At 73.9% G+C, this 19,957-nt stretch carries 18 protein-coding genes, 1 tRNA gene and 1 pseudogene; 9 read left to right on the forward strand and 11 right to left on the reverse strand.

The window, feature by feature from the left end; translation table 11 throughout:
- Positions 1 to 28 precede the first annotated feature (28 nt).
- Together ACIF80_RS06285 and ACIF80_RS06290 are read left to right on the forward strand one after the other, a co-directional pair.
- The gene (locus ACIF80_RS06285) at positions 29 to 2,635 is read left to right on the forward strand and encodes a phosphoribosyltransferase (protein WP_399800043.1); all 2,607 of its coding nucleotides are present in this window, start codon (positions 29 to 31) and stop codon (positions 2,633 to 2,635) included.
- Positions 2,635 to 3,447 (forward strand): HAD family hydrolase, encoded by an 813-nt coding sequence (locus ACIF80_RS06290; protein WP_399800046.1) that lies wholly within the window; start codon positions 2,635 to 2,637, stop codon positions 3,445 to 3,447. Before ACIF80_RS06285 ends, ACIF80_RS06290 begins: the two co-directional genes overlap by 1 nt.
- An 84-nt stretch (positions 3,448 to 3,531) precedes the next feature.
- On the opposite strand, the gene ACIF80_RS06295 is transcribed toward ACIF80_RS06290, so the two are convergent.
- From ACIF80_RS06295 to ACIF80_RS06310, 4 genes are all read right to left on the reverse strand, one after another.
- On the reverse strand, positions 3,532 to 4,293 hold the full coding sequence (locus ACIF80_RS06295) for a DedA family protein (RefSeq protein WP_399800048.1): 762 nt from the start codon (positions 4,291 to 4,293) through the stop codon (positions 3,532 to 3,534).
- A 99-nt stretch (positions 4,294 to 4,392) separates the two neighbouring features.
- The gene (locus ACIF80_RS06300; protein WP_079130690.1) at positions 4,393 to 4,620 is read right to left on the reverse strand and encodes a zinc ribbon domain-containing protein; all 228 of its coding nucleotides are present in this window, start codon (positions 4,618 to 4,620) and stop codon (positions 4,393 to 4,395) included.
- A 114-nt stretch (positions 4,621 to 4,734) separates the two neighbouring features.
- Positions 4,735 to 6,189: a hypothetical protein gene (locus ACIF80_RS06305; protein WP_399800051.1), complete on the reverse strand. Its 1,455-nt coding sequence runs from the start codon at positions 6,187 to 6,189 to the stop codon at positions 4,735 to 4,737.
- A 75-nt stretch (positions 6,190 to 6,264) separates the two neighbouring features.
- Positions 6,265 to 7,101, reverse strand: a complete 837-nt coding sequence (locus tag ACIF80_RS06310) for a DUF4097 family beta strand repeat-containing protein (protein ID WP_399800054.1) — start codon at positions 7,099 to 7,101, stop codon at positions 6,265 to 6,267.
- A 249-nt stretch (positions 7,102 to 7,350) separates the two neighbouring features.
- Between ACIF80_RS06310 and ACIF80_RS06315 the strand changes: the two genes are divergently transcribed.
- Positions 7,351 to 7,425, forward strand: a tRNA-Val gene (locus ACIF80_RS06315).
- 107 nt (positions 7,426 to 7,532) lie between these two features.
- Here the strand turns inward: ACIF80_RS06315 and ACIF80_RS06320 are convergent.
- Positions 7,533 to 7,892: a hypothetical protein gene (locus ACIF80_RS06320; protein ID WP_399800056.1), complete on the reverse strand. Its 360-nt coding sequence runs from the start codon at positions 7,890 to 7,892 to the stop codon at positions 7,533 to 7,535.
- A 139-nt stretch (positions 7,893 to 8,031) separates the two neighbouring features.
- Here ACIF80_RS06320 and ACIF80_RS06325 point away from each other — a divergent pair, with 139 nt between their 5' ends.
- Positions 8,032 to 8,277: a DUF2277 domain-containing protein gene (locus tag ACIF80_RS06325; protein WP_399800059.1), complete on the forward strand. Its 246-nt coding sequence runs from the start codon at positions 8,032 to 8,034 to the stop codon at positions 8,275 to 8,277.
- 112 nt (positions 8,278 to 8,389) lie between these two features.
- On the opposite strand, the gene ACIF80_RS06330 is transcribed toward ACIF80_RS06325, so the two are convergent.
- The 3 genes from ACIF80_RS06330 to ACIF80_RS06340 form a co-directional block, all read right to left on the reverse strand.
- Positions 8,390 to 8,992 (reverse strand): DedA family protein, encoded by a 603-nt coding sequence (locus tag ACIF80_RS06330; protein WP_399800061.1) that lies wholly within the window; start codon positions 8,990 to 8,992, stop codon positions 8,390 to 8,392.
- Positions 8,993 to 9,164: 172 nt separating this feature from the next.
- On the reverse strand, positions 9,165 to 10,901 hold the full coding sequence (locus ACIF80_RS06335) for an alkaline phosphatase D family protein (RefSeq protein WP_399800064.1): 1,737 nt from the start codon (positions 10,899 to 10,901) through the stop codon (positions 9,165 to 9,167).
- An 89-nt stretch (positions 10,902 to 10,990) separates the two neighbouring features.
- Positions 10,991 to 11,635, reverse strand: coding sequence for an HNH endonuclease family protein (locus ACIF80_RS06340; RefSeq protein WP_399800067.1), 645 nt, complete (start codon positions 11,633 to 11,635; stop codon positions 10,991 to 10,993).
- Between the two features lie 525 nt (positions 11,636 to 12,160).
- On the opposite strand from ACIF80_RS06340, the gene ACIF80_RS06345 reads away from it, so the two are divergent.
- Both ACIF80_RS06345 and ACIF80_RS06350 read left to right on the forward strand, forming a co-directional pair.
- Positions 12,161 to 12,742 carry a TMEM165/GDT1 family protein gene (locus ACIF80_RS06345; RefSeq protein WP_399800070.1) on the forward strand — a complete coding sequence of 194 codons (582 nt, stop codon included), beginning with the start codon at positions 12,161 to 12,163 and terminating at the stop codon, positions 12,740 to 12,742.
- Between the two features lie 283 nt (positions 12,743 to 13,025).
- Positions 13,026 to 13,703: an HAD-IA family hydrolase gene (locus ACIF80_RS06350; RefSeq protein WP_399800073.1), complete on the forward strand. Its 678-nt coding sequence runs from the start codon at positions 13,026 to 13,028 to the stop codon at positions 13,701 to 13,703.
- Positions 13,704 to 13,758: 55 nt separating this feature from the next.
- Here the strand turns inward: ACIF80_RS06350 and ACIF80_RS06355 are convergent, their stop codons facing one another.
- Positions 13,759 to 14,694 carry a peptidoglycan-binding protein gene (locus ACIF80_RS06355; protein ID WP_399800075.1) on the reverse strand — a complete coding sequence of 312 codons (936 nt, stop codon included), beginning with the start codon at positions 14,692 to 14,694 and terminating at the stop codon, positions 13,759 to 13,761.
- A gap of 703 nt (positions 14,695 to 15,397) precedes the next feature.
- On the opposite strand from ACIF80_RS06355, the gene ACIF80_RS06360 reads away from it, so the two are divergent.
- Positions 15,398 to 17,533, forward strand: coding sequence for a DHA2 family efflux MFS transporter permease subunit (locus tag ACIF80_RS06360; RefSeq protein ID WP_399800077.1), 2,136 nt, complete (start codon positions 15,398 to 15,400; stop codon positions 17,531 to 17,533).
- Between the two features lie 14 nt (positions 17,534 to 17,547).
- On the opposite strand, the gene ACIF80_RS06365 is transcribed toward ACIF80_RS06360, so the two are convergent.
- Positions 17,548 to 18,039, reverse strand: a complete 492-nt coding sequence (locus ACIF80_RS06365; RefSeq protein WP_399800080.1) for a GNAT family N-acetyltransferase — start codon at positions 18,037 to 18,039, stop codon at positions 17,548 to 17,550.
- A 124-nt stretch (positions 18,040 to 18,163) separates the two neighbouring features.
- Here ACIF80_RS06365 and ACIF80_RS06370 point away from each other — a divergent pair, with 124 nt between their 5' ends.
- Both ACIF80_RS06370 and ACIF80_RS06375 read left to right on the forward strand, forming a co-directional pair.
- A complete protein-coding gene (locus ACIF80_RS06370) occupies positions 18,164 to 18,838 on the forward strand; it encodes a hypothetical protein (RefSeq protein ID WP_399800083.1) in 675 nt (224 codons plus the stop codon).
- A 5-nt stretch (positions 18,839 to 18,843) separates the two neighbouring features.
- On the forward strand, positions 18,844 to 19,443 hold the full coding sequence (locus ACIF80_RS06375) for a hypothetical protein (protein WP_399800085.1): 600 nt from the start codon (positions 18,844 to 18,846) through the stop codon (positions 19,441 to 19,443).
- Between the two features lie 24 nt (positions 19,444 to 19,467).
- On the opposite strand, the pseudogene ACIF80_RS06380 reads toward ACIF80_RS06375, so the two are convergent.
- A pseudogene (locus ACIF80_RS06380) lies at positions 19,468 to 19,939 on the reverse strand (DUF1992 domain-containing protein).
- Between the last annotated feature and the right edge of the window lie 18 nt (positions 19,940 to 19,957).

Here is a 19,957-nt window from a genome sequence, read left to right on the forward strand (position 1 = left end):
AACCGACCGGACCGACGGCAAGGAATCCATGGAGAAGGCAGTGAACGAGGGAGTGCGCCGCGAGGCGCGCGACGGATCGCCGGCCGGCGGGGACGTACCGGCCGGGGACGCACCCGCCGGGGACGTCTGGTCCGGGAGCTGGGTCGCCGAGCGGCTGGGCGTCGAGCTGGCGGGCGACGACCGGCTGACCGGGCTGCTCGGGCTGGCGCTGCGCCGCAACCCCAAGCGGGCGCACCTGCTGGTGTCCCACGTCCTGGGCAAGCACGTACCGCAGTCGCCCGCCGTCGTGTACGGCCACGGCGTCGCCCTGGGCCGCCGGGTCCGCGAACTGCTCGGCGAGCAGGCGCACCGGGCGGTGGTCCTCGGGTACGCCGAGACCGCCACCGGCCTCGGCCACTCGGTCGCCGACGGCCTGGGCGTCGCCCCCTGCCTGCACTCCACCCGCCGACCGGTCCCCGGGGTCGCCACGGCGGGCGGCTTCGAGGAGTCCCACTCGCACGCCACCTCGCACCTGCTGCTCCCCGAGGACCCCGGGCTGCTGGCCGGGGACGGGCCACTGGTCCTGGTCGACGACGAGTTCTCCACCGGCAACACGATCCTGAACACCATCCGCGACCTGCACGCACGCCACCCCCGGCGGCGGTACGTGGTGGTCGCCCTGGTCGACATGCGCTCGCCCGCCGACACCGGCCGGCTGGACGACTTCGCCCGCGGGATCGGCGCCCGTGTCGACCTGGTGACGACCCTCTCGGGCACGGTACGGCTCCCGGAGGGCGTGCTGGAGAAGGGCCGGGAGCTCGTGGCCCGGCAGGAGGCGGAGACGGAGGCGGCGGCGCGGACGGCGGCCGGGACGGAGGCGCGGACCGGCCGGGTCGCGCGCGTCGGGCTGGGCTGGCCGGACGGGCTGCCCGACGGCGGGCGGCACGGGTTCACGCCCGCGCACCGCGCCCGCCTGGACGACGCCCTGCCCGCCATGGCCCGCCGGATCGCCGACGCGCTGCCCGACGGCGCCCGCCGCGTCCTCGTCCTCGGCTTCGAGGAACTGATGTACGCCCCGCTCCGCCTCGCCCACGCACTGGAACAGAGACTGGAGCAGGCACCGGCCGCACAGGAGGCCGGTTTCGAGGTCCGCTTCTCGACCACCACCCGCTCGCCCGTCCTCGCCGTGGACGACCCCGGCTACGCGATACGCACCCGGCTGGCCTTCCCCGCCCACGACGACCCCGCCGATGGCCCCGGCGAGCGCTACGCCTACAACGTCGCCGGCGCGGGCTTCGACACCGTCGTGGCCGTCGTCGACTCGGCCGCCGACACCCCCGCGCTGCACGCGCCCGGCGGGCTGCTGACCGAACTCGCCGCCCACACCCCGCAGGTCCTCCTCGCGGTCGTACCGTCGTACGTACCCGCCCCCTCCGACGAGGTGCCGGCCGGACCGGACGCCCCGGCTTTCCCTGCCGCCCCCGAAAGGCCCGCCCCCATGCTGCCCGAGCCCCTCCGCGGCCCCGCCTTCTCCTCGTACGCGCCCGAGGACGTCGGCTGGCTGCTCCAGGACCTCTCCGACGTCACCCTGGAGGCGCCGACCGAGGAGCGCGAGGAGGCCATCCAGAGCGGCGGCGCGCACTACGCCGAGTCACTGCCCGTCGAGTACCAGCCGAGCGTGGACTACCAGGAGCTGTTCCGCGCGGCCCTGCACACCTCGGCGGCCCGCCTCGCCCACGCGGTCGGCGTGGTCACCGAGACCGTGCTCGCCGAGAGGTCCCCGCGCCCGGTGCTCGTCTCCCTGGCCCGGGCCGGCACCCCCGTCGGCATCCTGATGCGCCGCTGGGCCCAGTACCGCCACCGGCTCGACCTCCCGCACTACGCCGTCTCCATCGTCCGCGGCCGGGGCATCGACGCCAACGCGCTGCGCTGGCTGGCCGCCCACCACGACCCCCGGGACGTCGTCTTCGTCGACGGCTGGACCGGCAAGGGCGCCATCACCCGCGAACTCGCCCAGGCTGTCCAGGAGTTCGAGAAGGCCCACGGCGTCACCGGCTTCGACCCGGAGATCGCGGTGCTGGCCGACCCCGGCTCCTGCGTGCGGACGTACGGCACCCGCGAGGACTACCTGATCCCGTCCGCCTGCCTCAACTCGACCGTCTCCGGCCTCGTTTCGCGCACCGTGCTCCGCGCCGACCTGGTCGGTCCGGACGACTTCCACGGCGCCAAGTTCTACCGCGAACTCGCCGGCGCGGACGCCTCGGTGGCCTTCCTGGACGCCGTCTCCGCCCGCTTCCCCGAGGTCACGGACGCCGCCTGCGCCCAGGCCAAGGAACTGCTCGCCGCCGACCGCACCCCCACCTGGGAGGGCTGGGCCGCGGTCGAACGCATCAGTGAGGAGTACGGGATCCACGACGTGAACCTCGTCAAGCCCGGCGTCGGCGAGACCACCCGCGTCCTGCTGCGCCGGGTGCCGTGGAAGATCCTCGCGCGCGCCGGAGCCGGCCACGACCTCGACCACGTAAGGCTGCTGGCCGACCAGCGGGGCGTCCCCGTCGAGGAGGTCGCCGAACTGCCGTACACCTGCGTCGGTCTGATCCACCCCCGGTACACGCGCGGCGCGACCGGCGCCGACGGCAAGGCGGTGACGGCCTGATGACCGTCCTCGTCGCCAGCGACCTCGACCGCACCCTCATCTACTCCGCCAACGCCCTCGCCCTGAGCGTGCCCGACGCCGAGGCCCCGCGCCTGCTGTGCGTGGAGGTCTACGAGAGCCGCCCGCTGTCCTACCTGACGGAGACGGCGGCCCGGCTCCTCACCGAACTCGGCGACGCCGCCGTGTTCGTACCGACCACCACCCGCACCCGCGAGCAGTACCGGCGCATCAGTCTCCCCGGCCCCGCACCGGCGTACGCGATCTGCGCCAACGGCGGCCACCTCCTGGTCGACGGCGAGTCCGACCCCGACTGGCACGCCCGGGTGACCGACCGCCTCGCCGCCGAGTGCGCCCCGCTCTCCGAGGTGCGCGGCCACCTGGAGCGGACCGCCGACCCGGCCTGGACGCGCAAGCACCGCGTCGCCGAGGACCTCTTCGCCTACCTCGTCGTCGAGCGCGAACTGCTGCCCGAGGAATGGGTGAAGGAACTCGCCGTCTGGGCGGAGAACCGCGGCTGGACGGTCTCCCTGCAGGGCCGCAAGATCTACGCCGTACCCAAGCCGCTCACCAAGAGCGCGGCCATGCGCGAGGTCGCCCGCCGCACCGGCGCCGACCTCACCCTCGCCGCCGGCGACTCGCTCCTCGACGCCGACCTGCTGCTCGCCGCCGACCGGAGCTGGCGCCCCGGCCACGGCGAACTGGCCGACGCCGACTGGACGGCCCCCGGGGTCACCGCGCTCCCCGAGCGCGGGGTCGTGGCGGGGGAGGAGATCCTGCGGGAGTTCCTGAGGGCGGCGCGCCCGCCCCGGTGAGGCGGCCCCGGTGGGGCGGCTCCTGCGAGGCGCTTCGGGTAGGACGGCGGCCTCGGTGAGGCCGCCGGGGAACGGTGAGCGGGGTCAGCCGTGGCGTCCCCGGCCGGCCAGGTCGTACCGGCCGGCGGGGTCGTCCTCCTCGGGGGAGTCCGAGGGCCGTACCTCTTCCGTGCCCGACTGCCGGTCGCGCCGCCTGCGGCCGGCACCCGGCCGCAGCATCCGCAGGACGAAGAACGCGAGCACCGCCAGCGCGGCCAGGCCGAGGACCACCTTCGAGTAGCCCGACACGACGGTCGTGACCTGCTGCCAGTTCTCGCCCAGCACGTAGCCCGCGAGCACGAAGACGGTGTTCCAGATGGCACTGCCCAGGGTGGTCAGGCCGAGGAACACGGACAGCCGCATGCGCTCCACACCGGCCGGCACCGAGATCAGCGAGCGGAAGATCGGGATCATCCGGCCGAAGAACACCGCCTTGGTCCCGTGCCGCAGGAACCACGCCTCGGTCTTCTCGATGTCCGAGACCTTCACCAGCGGCAGCCGCCCCGCGATCGCCACCGTCCGCTCCCGGCCGAGCAGCGCACCCACGCCGTACAGCGCGAGCGCGCCGATCACCGAACCGGCCGTCGTCCACAGCAGCACGGCGAGCAGGCTCATCCGCCCGCCGCTCGCGGCGAACCCGGCCATCGGCAGGATCACCTCGCTCGGCAGCGGCGGAAAGAGGTTCTCCAGCGCGATGGCGAGTCCCGCTCCCGGCGCACCCAGGGTGTCCATGAGGTCGTTGACCCACTGGGGTCCGGCTTCCCCGCCCGCTGCGACGGACACGGTGTGCGCTGCGATGGCTGTCATGCAGGCAACCGTACAAAGCCGTAGCTGAAGAGAACCTGAGGAAGATCCCCGGCGGCCCCGCGGTCGCGCCCCGGCGCCCGGGGGCCGGGGCGCGGGCCGTCAGCCGCAGCAGCCTCCGCCGCAGCAGCCGCCGCCACCGCCTCCGCCGCCCGCGCGGGGAGCGGCGGCCGGTGCCTGGGCGGCACCGCCCACGGCGACCGTGGACAGGAGTTTCACGGTGTCGTCGTGTCCTGCGGGGCAGGCGGCCGGGGCAGCGGATTCGGCCATGGGACGGCTCAGTTCGAAGGTGTCGCCGCAGGTCCGGCAGCGGTACTCGTAGCGAGGCATGCGCACAGGCTAACCGGCGGACGGCGGTCGTGGCCCGTGGTGGTGGCCGCCGGCCGAGGTTCGCGGGTCGCGGGTCGTGGCGGGGGAGGGGGAAGACGGCCGGGTCCGTACCGGTCAGCCGGCCGAGCCGCCCCGGTCCTCGCGGATCAGGGCCACCACCCGCGCCACCGACTGGCGGACCGCTTCCGTCTCCGTCAGGAAGTGCCAGTAGTCGGGGTGGCGGCCCTCCAGCCCGGCGACGGCCCGCTCCAGCCGGGCCACGGCGCTGTCCAGCGGGTGCGCGTGGCGCGGGTCCGGGGTGTGGCGGCCGGCCATGGCCAGGCGCTGGGCGTCCCGGATGGCGAAGCGGGTGCGCTCGATCTCCTGTTCCGGGTCCTTCTGCACGGCGTTCAGCTGCCGCAGCCGGTCTCCGGCGGCGGACACGGCCTCGTCGGTCGTGTTCAGCAGCGCCCGTACGGTCGACAGCAGAGCGGTGGCGTCCGCCCAGCGCTGCTCGTCGCGTGCGGCGCTCGCCTCGGCGAGTTTGCTCTCGGCCTGCCGCACGTTCTCCACGGCCACGTCGGGAACGCCCTGGAGGTCCTGCCAGCAGGCGGCGCTGAAGCGCCGGCGCAGCTCGCTGAGCGCCGGTTCCACCTGTTCGGAACGGGTGGTGAGGGCCTGCGCGCGGGTGCGCAGGGAGACCAGCCGGCGGCCGGTCTCGGCGGCCTGTTCCGGCAGCCGGTCGGCCTCCGCGCGGATGGCCTCGGCCTGGCGGATGACCCGTTCGGCCCGTTCCAGGGTCTGCGGCACGCCGTGCTGTCCGGCGCCCTGGTTCAGCTTGGTCAGCTCCGGGGAGAGCGCGGCGAGCCGGGCGGCGAGGTCATCGGCCCGCAGCCCCGCCGCACGGGCGGCGTCCAGCGCGTTCGACGCGGCGAGCAGTGCCTGACGGGCCCGCTCGACGGCGGGGGCGAGCCGGGCCAGCTGGGTCTCGGCCTTGCCGAGGAGAGGGCCGAGCCCGTCGGTGAAGCGGTCCAGTTCCCGCTTGACCCGGTCCAGCTCACCCTTGGCGGCGGTCAGTTCGGTACGGGCCCGGGAGGCGGCGGATGCCTCCAGGTCGTCGCGGTCGAGATCATGGGCGTCGACGGCCTCGATGTACGTGTGGCTGGCCTCGTCGATCCGGCGGCCGAGCGCCTCGAAGTCGGCGACGGTGCGACGGGCGGCGGGGGAGCTGTCGACGGCGGCGATCGTCTCGATGGAGATCCGCAGGTCCCGCTGGGCGGTGTCCAGCTCGTAGAACGCGGCCGCCGCCGCGTCCTTGGCGGCCTGTGCCTCGGCCCGCTGGTTCTCGGCCCGCCCGCCGAACCAGCGCCGGGTGCCGCCGCCGGCGAACGCGGCGGGCAGGGCCAGCGCCGCCACCAGCGGCAGGGCCGTCAGCGCGAGCGCGTCACGGAGCGGACCGGCGACCCGGCCCAGGGGGACGGGGCCCCGGGAGACGGGGCCCCGGGAGACCGGACCCCCGGACAGAAGACTACGCGTGCGGCCCACGCGTGGTCTCGACGGCGAGTACGGCTGCTCTGGTATCGCCGTCACATCCCTCTCCCGTACTGTCGTTCGCCCTTCCCGATGGCCATTGTCCCACCGGTGGAGGACGAACACACGGGTCGGTCAGTCCGCCGTACGGACCGTGAGACTCCCGTCGCCGGTGCGGACGTCCACCACATGGGAGCTGGTGTCGTCGCGGGACACCGACACCTTCTCGGCGCCGTCCCCGGTCCCGGACGTCACCCGGTAGGTGGCCCGGGGGAGCTCGACGGTGGCGGAACCGTCGCCGCTGCGGGACTCCACCAGGTCGGGTACGGCGCTCAGTTCCAGGCGGATCGAGCCGTCGCCGGTCCGGGCGCGCACCGTGCGGGACGCGACCTCGGCCCGCACCGATCCGTCGCCGGTCCGCAGGTTCAGGGGGCCGGTGGTGTCGGTGACGTGTACGGAGCCGTCCCCGGTACGGATGTTCAGCGCGTCGCGGAAGCCCCGGGCGCGCACACTGCCGTCGCCCTCCTCGACCTTCACGGCGATCCCGCGGGGCACCTCGACCCGGTGCTTGACGGAGCAGTCGGCGACGATGCCGGAACACTTGATCCGCAGCTTCAGCCGGTCGCCCTCCAGCGACCAGGTGGCCTTCGGGTCCGTGCCGAGGGCGACGGTGCCCTGGAACCACCGGGTGACCTCGACCTTCCCCGACGGCGTGCGGTCCACGGCGACGATCTCGAGTGCGGAGTCGTCGGAGTCGACGGTGAGGATGCTGCCCGGCAGGTCGAAGGAACGGCGGTCGGGGGCGGTGTCGTCCGCGGCGGACGCCCCGCAGGCCGTCAGCCCGCCGGCCAGCACCACGGCGGCCCCGCCGAGGGCGACCGCGCGCAGGCGCACGCCACGGGAGGAGCCGGCGGTGGCGCGGGCGGCGCGGGTCGTGCCGGTGGTGCTGGACGTGCGGGTCGTGCGGGTCATGACGGTCTCCCCCTGGGACGGACGGTCGCGCTTTCCGGCGCTCTACGACCGTACGGAAACGGGCCCCGCCGGGGGATCCGGGCCACTACCGGAACCAAGGTGGGGTTACCCCCCGGACGGAATGAGGGAAGAACCCGGAGGGGACCCGGAAGGAGCCCCGCCCGGACGGATGCGGAAGGACCCGGGAGCCGGGACCCATCCCCTGGCCATGTAGGCTGTCGACCGGCCCGGGCGGTGCGCCCGGGCCCCGGGTGCGTAGCTCAGGGGTAGAGCGCCTGCCTTACAAGCAGGATGTCGGCGGTTCGAAACCGTCCGCGCCCACCACATCGCGATCCCGTGGTCTCGCGGGAACAGGGCCCTCCGGAGCAGCTCCGGAGGGCCCTGTTCCGTTCACGGTGCTGTTCGTGGTGCCGTCCGTACCGGGAGTGTCCCTACGGGGACGGCTCCGTCCCGCCCGGCGACGGCGGTGCCTCGTGCGCGTGCTTCAGCCGGGAGCGGGCGTGGACGCGGTCGGCGCCGGTCAGCTCCGCCCAGTACCGATGGGTGCTGACGAACACCACCAGTTCGTGCTCCCGGCGCCGGAGCTTCTCCACCTCGGCCTGCTCGTCGTCCGTCCAGCCGGGGGAGGCGGGGCGCTCGACCAGGCGCCAGCCGGTGTCGTCGCTGAACCCGTCGAGCGGTTCCACCGACCAGGGAAGCCGCTTCAGCAGGACCGACAGTTCGGCCTGGACCTGACGCAACTCCTCCTGACCGGCGAGGAGGTCACTCGGGAAGTCATAGGTCGCAGCCACGCGCCAATCATACGCATGTTCGATTTTGGGGAGCGAGTCAACTCGGGGGTCTCCTCGTCCGGTTCATCCGGTCGGGTGAGTCCGGGTACGTGGTCGTCCGGTATGGCCGTCAGGGGCGCTCCGGGGCGAGACTGAGGGCATGTGCCGGAGTATCAAGACCCTGCGTCCGCCCGCGTTGCCCGAGGAGGCCACCGAAGACGAGATCCGGGCCGCCGCCCTGCAGTACGTGAGGAAGGTGTCCGGCTTCCGGGCACCGGCCGCCCACAACCGCGAGGTCTTCGACCGGGCCGTGGACGCGATCGCCGAGGCCACGGCCGGCCTGCTGGAGGGCCTGGAGGTGCGCGGCGCCGGCACGAGCACGGCCGCGGCGCGGCAGGCGGGGTAGCGGCAGGCGGGACGGACGAGAAGACGAGGAGGCGGGGAGACGGGACGGGCGGGACGGGCGAGGTGAACGACGGAGCGGGTGAAGAGGGGCGGTGCGGGCCCCCGTTGTCCCGTTACGACGCCTCCACCGGTATCGGCTGCCTGCGCATCAGGTACGCCGCCCCCGCGCCCGCCGCGAACAGCGCGCCGACCGACACCGCGGTGGCGATCCAGGTCGCGCCCAGCCAGTGGGCGCCGAGGTAGCCGAGGGCCACGCTGTAGGCGGCCCAGGACAGGCCGGCCAGCGCCGACCAGGGCAGGAAGTCGCGGGCCCGGCGGCGGGCGGCGCCCGCGCCGAGCGAGACCAGCGAGCGGCCGGCCGGGGCGAAACGGGCGAGGACGACCAGACCGCCGCCGCCACGGGCCAGCGCGGCGCCGAGACGTTCCTGCGCGCCGGTCAGGCGGCGGGACCGGGCGATCGCCCGGTCCAGACGGTCGCCGCCGCGCCAGGCGAGACGGTAGGCGACCAGGTCGCCCAGGACGGAGGCGGTGGCGGCGCAGAGCGTCAGGACCAGGATGTCGGGCACGTCGGTCGCGGTGCCCGCGGCGGCGGCCGTGGCCGCCGCGATCACGAGGACCCCGCTCGGCAGCACCGGCAGGAACACGTCAAGCAGGACCGAGAGGGCCACCACCGCGTACACCCATGGGCTGCCGATCAGCGACCCGAAACTCTCCACCCGAACTCCCCGTGGCTCCCCCGTCGGCCGGACCGTGCCGCGGTAGCGCGGAGAGCGGCGGGAACGACCGTTGACAGTCACTGAGAGTACGCCGGACAGGTGACGGAAAGGTCACGAAGAGTTCGTGCGTACGACGCCGTGCGTCCGTGTCGCCTTGGGTTCCCCCCGTACGTCACCCGCTCAGTTCGGTCTCCGTCACCCTTCTCAGCCGCACCTCCGGTCCCGGGCCCGGCTGCCCCGCGCCCGTCCCCGGTGCCGGGCGCTCCGCCGTGTGCGCGTGCTCCAGCCGCAGCACCGACGAGCGCCCGCGCATCGTCAGCGTCATGAGCTGGTTGCCGAACCAAGGCCCGCCGGTCCTGCGCCACTTGACCGGCGGCCGCCCCGAGCGCCCGTGCCGGGCGAAGATCCGGCCGAGGCCGCGGGCGACGGTGCTCCAGCCGAAGCGGAACCCGAGCCGGATCGACAGGGGAATGGAGTTGTGCACGGGGGAACAGGTCAGCTGCACCACCCGGGCCTCCGGCTCCCGCACCCGTCCCCGTCCGTCCCCGGACCCGCGTCCCCGCCCCTTCGCGCCCCAGCTCGGTTCCGCCACGTACGCGTGATGGACGTCACCGGAGAGAACACACACCGTCGCCGGCGCGTCCGGCCCCGTACCGGCCTCGGCGATCACCTCCGCCAGCTCCCCGAAGGACTCCGGGAAGGCCGCCCAGTGCTCCAGGTCCGCCGCGCGGCGCAGCCACTCCCCGAACCGCGCCCAGCGGGGCCCCTTGTCGCCCCGGGCCAGTACGGAGCTCCACTCCTCGACGTCGTGCACCAGATGCGGCAGCAGCCAGGGCAGGGACGTGCCGATGAGGAGGTGGTCGTACGCGCCGCGCTCGTCCAGCGCCTGTTCGTGCAGCCAGGCCGCCTCGGCCGGGTCGAGCATCGCGCGCTCGCCCTCCGCCAGGACCCGGGCCGCCCGGGTGTCCACCATCAGCAGCCGCACCCGGCCGAAGTCGCGCCGGTAACTCCAGCGCACCGAGGCCGCGTCCGCCTCGGCCTCCGCGGCGAAGGCCCGCAACACGTCCGTCCCGTCGGGGCGTTCCCGCACGGACGCGTACAGCGGGTCGGCCTCCAGTTCGCGCGGGGAGAGGTTGCCGAGATGCTGGTACACCCAGTACGACATCAGCCCGCTGCGCACCCGCTCGCCCCACCAGGACGTGGCCCGCATGTCGGCGACCCAGGAGGCGGAGGTGTTCCAGTCGTCGATCACGTCGTGGTCGTCGAAGACCATGCACGTGGGGACGGTCGACAGCAGCCAGCGCACCAGCGGGTCGAGCCAGGACTCGTAGTAGAGGTGGGTGTACTCCTCGTAGTCCGCCACCTGGTCGCCCGGCGGGTCCCCGAGGTCGCGGCGGGCGGCGAGATAGGCGCGCGTGGGGTCGGAGACCTCGTCCGCGTACACCTGGTCGCCCAGGAGGAGCAGCACGTCGGGCCGCTCGCCGCCCGGATCGGCGGCGATGCGCGCGGCCAGGCCGTGCAGTGCGTCGGGGCCGACGGGATCGGGCTCACCGGCCGGCGGGGAAGCCCAGCGACAGGAGCCGAAGGCGACCCGCACACCGGCGTCGGCTCCCGTGCCGGGAGTGGCGATGACGGAGGGCGGCAGCGACGCGAAGGCCTCGTCCTCGGCCGGCGGCCACACGCGGGTGCGGTCGAGGAACACCTCGTAGGGCGTCGTCGTGCCCGGGGACAGACCGGTCACCTCGACGAGCGCGTAGTGGTGCCCCGCGACCTGGAAGGTGCGGGCCGTCCCGCCGGACCCGTCGGGGCAGCGCACCTCGGCGGTGCCCGGCCGGCTCGTCTCGATCCAGACGGTCGCGGACGAATCGTCGATGTACCTCAGCAGCGGCCCGAGGCGCAGTCCGGTCATGGTGGTGCCCCCTTCCTCCGTCGCCCCGTACGGTACGGAACGACGGAGGAGAGCGGGGGATCTTGGGCCCGTTGCGGTGTACCGCGCGGTCAGCAGCTCGCGAGGTGGCCCTGCAGGGAGGACTTCTCGGCCGAGTCGACCGACAGGCCGTAGTAGTACTTCACCTGCACCCAGGCACGGACGTAGGTGCAGCGGTAGGCCGTGCGGGACGGCATCCACTCGGCGGGGTCCTTGTCGCCCTTGGACTGGTTGACGTTGTCGGTGACCGCGAGCAGCTGCGGGCGGGTCAGGTCGTTGGCGAAGGACTGGCGCCGGGACGTGGTCCAGGAGCCGGCGCCGGAGTCCCAGGCCTCGGCGAGCGGGACGAGGTGGTCGATGTCGACGTCGGAGGCGGCGGACCAGGTGGCGCCGTCGTACGGGGAGTACCAACTGCCGCTGGTGGAGGCGCAGGCGGAGTCGGTGACGACGTTCGTGCCGTCGCGCTTGAGGACCGTCTCGCGGGTGTTGCAGGTGCCGCTGACGGTGCTCCAGTGGGGGAAGAGGTCGCGGTTGTAGCCGGTGCGGTTCTCGGCGGACACGCTGAGCGAGGCGAGGTAGGTGCGGGCGGTGGAGGCGCTCACCGGGGTGGGGAGGGCTGCGGAGGCGCTCGGGCCGTTGAGTATCCCGGCGGAGGCTATGAGCGCGGTGAGCGCCGCGACTGTGCCCAGACGTCGACGCGCGTAGAACTTCGGCATGCGAACTCCCTTGTGGGGTGGGGCCGTTGGAGTGCGAGCAAGGGGAATGCTCGCCCCGGGGTGTTACGGGGAGGGGTGGGTTCGGTGAGAAGTTAATGACGTGTGCATGGCGCGTCTAGATGTGCGGCGGTGCCGATGTGGTGCGGATGTCGTGCGGGCGTGACGTTTTTGCGGGATCCCCGCCCCCGCGGACGGGGCGCGGGTGCGCGGAGGGGCGGGCGGAGACGTGCGCGGAGAGGTGCGTACGGCTGCCCGGCGAGCGCTCGGGCGGGTGTTCGGACCGGCCTCGCGTACGATGGGTGGCGCAGAGGGGGAGTAGCCCTTCGCCGGACCGTCGACATACTGCTCAGCTCGTCTGAGCCGGCGCCCGGAGGCAGGCCCCGTACAGGGGTCGGCCGGCGAGACCTTCGGCAAGCAGTGCACGCCCGTGCCCCTCGGCACGGGTGCCATGTGCGCTGCCGTGCCGAGGCGTCCCGTGGACACGCGCAGACTCTCGGCGGGGCAGCCCCGACCGATCGAGGAACCTTGATCAACCTGACCGTGACGGCCGTCGTGTTCGGCGTCGTCTTCCTCGCCGAGCTGCCGGACAAGACCGCGCTCGCCGGCCTCGTCCTCGGCACCCGCTACCGGGCCTCCTACGTCTTCGCCGGTGTCGCCGCCGCCTTCGCCGTGCATGTCGCGCTCGCGGTGGCGGCGGGCAGCGTGCTCACCCTGCTGCCGCAGCAGCTCGTGCACGCGATCACGGGCGTGCTCTTCCTGGGCGGCGCGGCGATGCTGCTGTTCAAGAAGGACGAGGACGACGAGGAGATCCGCAAGCCGGAGAACCAGTCCTTCTGGAAGGTGTCCGGGGCGGGCTTCATGCTCATCCTGGTCGCCGAGTTCGGCGATCTCACCCAGATCATGACGGCCAACCTCGCCGCCCGTTACGACGACCCGCTCTCCGTCGGCCTGGGTGCGGTGCTGGCGCTGTGGGCGGTGGCCGGGCTCGGCATCGTCGGCGGAAAGGCCCTGATGAAGCGGGTGCCGCTCAAGCTGATCACCCGGATCGCGGCGCTGCTGATGCTGGGGCTCGGGGTGTGGAGCCTGTGGGAGGCGGTGACCGGCTGAGCGGGGCGGGCCGGGCCGGCGGGTGGACCGGGGAGGGCGGGCCGGGCGGGGTGGCCGGCCGGTCGGCCGGTTCCGCCGGCGGCTGCGGGGGCGACGGCGCGGCCAACGATCCGTGAACGGTCGGCGGAGGAGCTGGCGGGATGCCGGACTTGTTTTGTATCGTGGATGAACAAAGTGGCTCCCGCCCGTTTCCCCTGACCGGCGGGCGGGGCCGCCTTGTTCCCCCTCCCCGGGAACCGCACCGGGGCCCCTCCCGGGCCCGCCCCGCGCTTTGGAGCTGCCGATGACGGCCACCGCCGTACTCACCGCCCGCGCCCTCCTGCTGGACATGGACGGCACCCTCGTCAACTCGGACGCCTCGGTCGAGCGTGTCTGGCGGCGCTGGGCCGAGCGGAACGGGCTCGACGGCGACGAGGTCATGAAGGTCGTGCACGGCCGCCAGGGCTACGCCTCGATGGCGCTGCTGCTGCCGGACCGGCCGATGGAGCAGAACCACGCCGACAACGCACGCATGCTCGCCGAGGAGACCTCGGACACCGAGGGCGTCGTCGAGATACCGGGCGCCCGCGCGTTCCTCGCCTCGCTCGCCGGCCTCCCGCACGCCCTGGTGACCTCCGCCGACGTCGCCCTGTCCACGGCGCGGATGGCCGCCGCGGGGCTGGAACGGCCCGAGGTGCGGGTGACCGCCGAGTCGGTCGGCGCGAGCAAGCCCGACCCCGAGGGCTTCCTCAAGGGCGCGGCGGAACTGGGCGTCGCACCGGCCGACTGCGTGGTCTTCGAGGACTCAGGGGCGGGCATCGCCGCGGGGCGCGCGGCCGGCATGCGCGTCGTCGGCATCGGCCCGCGCGCCGGGTTCCACGACCCGGACGTGGTCGTACGCGACCTGACCCGGGTACGGGTGGAGCGCGGCGCGGACGGGACGATCCTGCTGCACATCACGGACGCCGGGCACACGGGCTGACGTCGCCTGCCTGCCGCCGCGCGGCGGTGAGGCCGGTGCGGCACGTTCCGTCGCCTCAGCGGTTGCCGGTCTCCGCCTCCAGGCGGGCCCGGGTCTCCGGTCCGTACACGCCCAGCTCGTCGCCGCGGAGGCCCCGCGACCACTGGTAGGTGCGGACGGCGTCCTCCGTGCGGCGGTTGAACCGGCCGTGGACCGAGTCGTTGTACAGGTACACCCTGCTCAGGCGCTGCTGGAGGTCGGCGACCTCCGGTCCCTGGTCGCCGCGCCTCAGCGTGGGACCGGCGGTGGCGCCGTCGTCCAGCTCCTCCGCCTCCTCGGGGGCGTCGGCCGGGGCCGTGGTCGTCGGGGCCGCGGAGGGCTCCGCCGCGGCCGACGGGGTCGCCGAAGCGCCCGGCTCCGCCTCCGACTCCGAGGCCGACGGCGACGCCGACGGGCTCGCGCTCCCGGACGGCGGAGCCGAGGCCGACGCCGGGGCGGACGCCTCCGGTGAGCCGGACACGCTCGTGGCCGGTGCCGCCGAGGGCGCGTCGGACGGCGCGTCCGGCACGCTCGCCCGTACGTCCTTCGGCAGTGCGCCGTCCCGCGACGGCGTCTCGTAGGCGAACAGCCCGCTCGCCCATCCGGCGGCCCCGATCACCGCCACGACGGCTCCGGCGGCCACGAGCAGCGTGGTGCGACGGCGACGGCCACCGGAGGGCGCGGGTTCGCCGGCGTCCGGGGCCGGGCCCGCGTGCGGCCCTGCCGCGGCGGACACCGCCCCGAGCGGACGGGTGGAGTCGAACAGGTTCAGGTCGGTGGCGCTCGGCTCCGTGGTGGGCGGCGCGAGGGGCGCGGCGAGGGGCGGGGGCTGAGAGGCCGTCACCGGAGTGGCCGAGGGGAGCACGGACGTCGCGTCCGGGTCCTCGAAGGCCCCTGGGATCCCGGAGGCGACGGGAGTGTCCGGGGTCCCGGGCGCGGCGGGCGCGTCCGGGGTGATGGCGCGCAGTTGCATGGTCGCGTCGGCCGGCTGCGGTGCGCCGGGCGTCGTCCGCCCGTCCCGGGGAGTCCGCTCGTTCCGCGCCGCGAGCCCGTCGTGAGCCGCCGGCGCGTCCTGCCGGTCCGTGCCGGGCGGGGCGGGGGACTCTTCCGCCTCTTGTCCGGGCCGACCTGCCTGACCTGCCTGACCTGCCTGACCTGCCTGACCTGCCTGACCTGCCTGACCTGCCTGACCTGCCTGACCTGCCTGACCTGCCTGGCCTGCCTGGCCGGTCTGTCCGACCCGGCCGGCTCCTCGTCCGGCTTCCGGCTCCGGTGCGCGGTCGCCGCCCGGCGTACCACCACTGTTCGGCGTACCCGGTGCGGCCGTCGTGCCGTCGTCGAGTTCGACGTACGGACGGATGCGGAGCGGGGTGAAGTCCTCGGCCTCCGCCGCCTGCGCCGTACGGGCGTCGCGGAGGGCGTCGGACGCGCGCAGAGTGCAGGCGCAGGAAGGGGTGTTGTCCCTGTTCCTGGGCGCACCGCATGCCGGGCACGGGGTGCCCGTCGAATCGTCCACGTGTACTCCCTCCCCTCGCGATCTCCAGAGATTATGCAGATCTTCTCCACACGCCGACGCACACGCCCCCGGAATGCGGTCTTCCGGAGGGACTCGACAGGCCATAACCGGTCACACCGATCACGATGGAGCGTGGAGACGAGAACCTGTGGAGGTGGCCATGTCCGGGGACGCGCACGGCAGGGCAAAGAGGGCGGGCAGCGCGCGGCCCTCGCCCGGCGCCGGTTCCGGACCGCCGGCCCCCGGCGCCGGGCCGGGCGGTGAGGGTGAGCAGGTGCCCCGCAACGTCATCGTCTCGATGAGCGCACTGCTCCTCGGCCTGTTGCTCGCCGCACTCGACCAGACCATCGTGGCCACCGCGCTGCCCACCATCGTCAGTGAACTGGGCGGTCTGGAGCATCTGTCCTGGGTGGTCACCGCGTATCTGCTGGCCTCGACCGCCGTGACCCCGCTGTGGGGCAAGCTCGGCGACCAGTACGGCCGCAAGCGGCTGTTCCAGACCGCCATCGTCATCTTCCTGGTGGGGTCCGCGCTGTGCGGCGTGGCGCAGGACATGGCCCAGCTGATCGGTTTCCGCGCGCTCCAGGGACTGGGCGGCGGAGGACTGATCGTGCTGTCCATGGCGATCGTCGGCGACCTCGTGCCGCCCCGTGAACGGGGCAAGTACCAGGGCATGTTCGGCGCGGTCTTCGGCACGACGAGCGTCCTCGGACCGCTGCTGGGCGGACTGTTCACGGAGCACCTGAGCTGGCGATGGGTGTTCTACATCAACCTGCCCCTCGGGATCGTCGCCCTCGCCGTCATCGCGACGGTGCTGCACATCCCGCGCAGGTCGACCCGGCACGTCATCGACTACCTCGGCACCTTCCTCATCGCCTCCGTCGCGACCTGCCTGGTCCTGGTCGCCTCCCTCGGCGGCACCACCTGGGCCTGGGGCTCGCCGCAGATCATCGGCCTCGCGGTGCTGGGCGCCGTCCTCGCCGTCGCGTTCGTTGCCGTGGAACGCCGGGCCGTCGAACCGGTGCTGCCGCTGGGGCTGTTCCGGATCCGCACCTTCACGCTCACCGCCGTGATCAGCTTCATCGTCGGCTTCGCCATGTTCGGCACGAGCGTCTACCTGCCGACGTTCCTCCAAGTGGTCCAAGGCGCCAGCCCGACGATGTCCGGTGTGCACATGCTGCCGATGGTGGCCGGAACGCTGCTGGCCTCGACCGCCTCGGGACAGATCGTCAGCCGTACCGGCCGCTGGAAGGTGTTCCCGATCACGGGCACCGGCCTCATCATCATCGGCCTGCTGCTGCTCCACCAGCTCGACGAGAACAGCACCACCCTCGTGATGAGCGCCTTCTTCTTCGTCTTCGGCCTGGGGCTCGGCCTGGTGATCCAGGTCCTGGTACTGATCGTGCAGAACGCCGTCTCCTACCGGGACCTGGGCGTCGCCACCTCCGGCGCGACCTTCTTCCGCTCCATCGGCGCCTCCTTCGGCGTCGCCGTCTTCGGCATGATCTTCACGAACGGCCTCGGCGACAAGCTCGCCGCCGCCTTCCGCGGTGCCCGGCTCCCGCCCGGCGTCTCCGCCGACGCGCTGGAGGCCGACCCGCGCGGCATCCAGAACCTGCCCGCCGCCCTGCGCCCGGAGGCCGTCCACGCGTACGCCTCCGCCATCACCGACGTCTTCCTGTACGCGGTTCCCGTCGTCCTCCTCGGGTTCGTCCTCGCCTGGTTCCTCAAGGAGGACAAGCTGCGCACCTCGGTCACCGCGCCCGACGGCACCGAGACGCTGGCCAGCAACCCGGTGGAACGGTCGTCGTACGACGAGGTGTGCCGCGCGCTGTCCCTGCTCGGCACCCGCGAGGGCCGGCGTGACATCTACCGGAAGACCACCACCCGCGCGGGCTACGACCTGCTGCCCGCGACGAGCTGGCTGCTGCTGCGGATCAGGAGGCACGGCTCGGTGGAACCGGCCCTGCTCGCCGAGCGCAGTACCGTCCCGCTCGATGTCGTCATGGAGGCCGCCCGCCAGGCCGAGGTGCGGCACCTCGCCCGGCGCGAGGGCCTCGGCCTCGTCCTGACCGACGACGGGTTCGAGGCCGTCGAGCGGCTGGCGCGGGCCCGGGAGGAGTCCCTGGCCGAGCTGCTCGGCGACTGGTGGGGGCCGGACCGGCCCACCGATCTGGTGCACCTGGTGCACGAACTGTCGGGGGAACTGGGCGGATCGCGCGGGGAACGCCCGCACGCCGGCGGCGGGCGTCCGGGGGACGCGCGCGGCGGGCGACCGGGTACACAGGTCGGCTGAGCCCGCACGGGGGTTCAGCCGAGCCGTTTGGCGAACCAGTGCTCGGCGGTCGGTTCGCTGTTGTGCGGTTCCGTCTCGGTGAAGCCGAGCCGCGCGTACAGGGCGCGGGCCTCCACCAGATCGCCGCGTGTGTCCAGGATCAGCCGGGCGGCCCCCGACGCGCGGGCCGCGTCCTCGGCGGCGCGCACCAGGAGCGCCGCCCCGCCCCTGCCCCGCATCCCCGGGTGCAGGAAGACCCGGGTGAGTTCGGCGGTCGTACCGTCCAGCAGGCGGACCCCCGCACTGCCCGCCGCCTCGTCCCCGTACCGCGCGACCAGCAGATGCCCGCGCGGCGGCACGAGATCGGCGCCCGACTCCGCGGCGATCTCCCGCTCCAGCTCTTCCGGATCGGTCCGGCGTCCCTCGTGCAGCAGGTACCAGCGGTCGCTGACCTCCGTGTAGTACGCCCGCCAGAGCGCGGCGGCGACGGGGGAGTCGGGAGGTTCGGGATGGACGGTCCACGTCATGTCCGCATTCTGCGTCTGTCTGCCCCCGGACCCGCAACTCTGTTTGCGGGCGGGACTTCGGGCAACCCGAACGGAGAACCGGCGCGCGAGGAGCGCCGGTTGGCCGACGAACCGGAAGGCATCCATGTCCACTGGCCTGATCATTGCCTTGATCGTGATCGTGGCGGTCGTTGTCGTCGCGGCGGCCGTACTGACCCTGCGCGCCCGCGGCCCACGCCACGGCGCGCACCTGAAGCGGCGCTTCGGACCCGAGTACGACCGGGTCGTCGCCCGGCACGACGGGGACGCAGAGGCCGCCGAACGTGAACTGGCCCAGCGTGTGAAGCTCCACGGCGACCTGCGGACACGACCGCTGGAGACCGCCGAACGGGAGAGGTACGAGGCGGGCTGGACGGCCGCGCAGGAGCGGTTCGTCGACTCGCCGCGGGAGGCCGTCGCCGAGGCGGACCGGCTGCTCGCCGACCTCGCCGCCGCCCGGGGCTACCCCGACGGCGGACAGTACGAGGAGCAGCTCGCCGCGCTGTCCGTGCACCACGCCCACCACGTCGACGGCTACCGCCGGGTGCACCGGGTCACGCAGGCCCGCGTGAACGGCGGACACGAAGGCGGCGCCGGCACCGAGGAGATGCGCGAGGCCATGGTCGAGGCCCGCGCCCTCTTCGACGACCTGATACGACCGTCCCGCCACGACGGCGGAGACCACCGCGGCGAGCCGGACGGCCACCGCGTGCGGACCGCCGAACACGGCCGTTCCCACACGCCCTCACTGCTCCACCGGCGACAGGCGAAGGAGAGCTGAACGAGATGACCGACACGACCCGGCGCCCCGGCGGCGAACCGCTGACCGAGACGCCCCGCACCACCACCCGCACGTCCGTCCCCGGGACCCGTGACGGCGTCCACGGCGGCATCCACGACGGCATCCACGACGGTGCCCGCCAGGACCTGCACGGCGACCCCGGCGACCCCCGCCGTGACACCTACGAGGAGGGTGCCCGGGCCGGCGCCCCGGACCGGCACGAGGGCACCGGCGGCACGCCGGACACGCACACGTCCCTGGACGGGCGCCGCGACCGCCACGGTGGCAACCATGCCCTCGAGGAGGCGCACGGACCCCGTCTGCTCCCGCTCGACGACGGCGACAAGCTCTCCGCGCAACTGCAGCACGCCGTGGCCGGTTTCGTGGACACCCCGCGGGACTCCGTCGCGGAGGCCGACCGCGTGCTGGAGGACATCGCGGCCCGCTTCACGGACGCGGTGGCCGAGCGACGCCGTGCCCTGCGCCGGTCCTGGCAGACCGAGGACGTCGGCGAGGGCCCGAACGCCGCCGAGACCGGCACCGAGCAACTGCGCCTGGCCCTGCGGGACTACCGCGAACTGGCGGAACGGCTCCTGCGCGCCTGACCGGCTCCGCGCCCGGGGCCGCCGTCAGGCATCCCCGGGCGCCGGGCCGTCCGCCCCCGCCCGGCGCTCCCGCCACTGCCGTACGACGTCCTCGACGTCGTACGGCTTTTTGCCCAGCGGGGGGGGGGCCGGGCGGCGGCTTGTACATCAAGTCGCGGATCTTGACGTTGATCTCCGTGAGGATCCTCCGGACGATCCGCTCCGAGGGGGCCGCGTAGGCCGCCTCCAGGGCGTCCTCGGCCTCCTTGCGCAGGGCCGGCGTCGGCGGCAGCACCGAGTAGCCCTCGCGGGCCGGCTTCCGCTCGACCCACCACATCTCGTCGTAGGGGGCCTCCATGTCGCGCGGTAGGGGTCTGCCCGCTCCCGGCAGCCGCGCGAAGTCCTCGCGCGCCTCGGCGTCACGGATCTGCCGGTCCACCCTCCCCCACTCTCCACTCCGTTCGAGCGGGGGGACCCCCACCTCGAAATCGATGCCCGGCGGCTTTCGCTCGGTCATGAGGCCCTTGTGCCCGCC

The organism is Streptomyces sp. NPDC085927 (assembly GCF_044540975.1).
GTDB lineage: Bacteria > Actinomycetota > Actinomycetes > Streptomycetales > Streptomycetaceae > Streptomyces > Streptomyces hirsutus.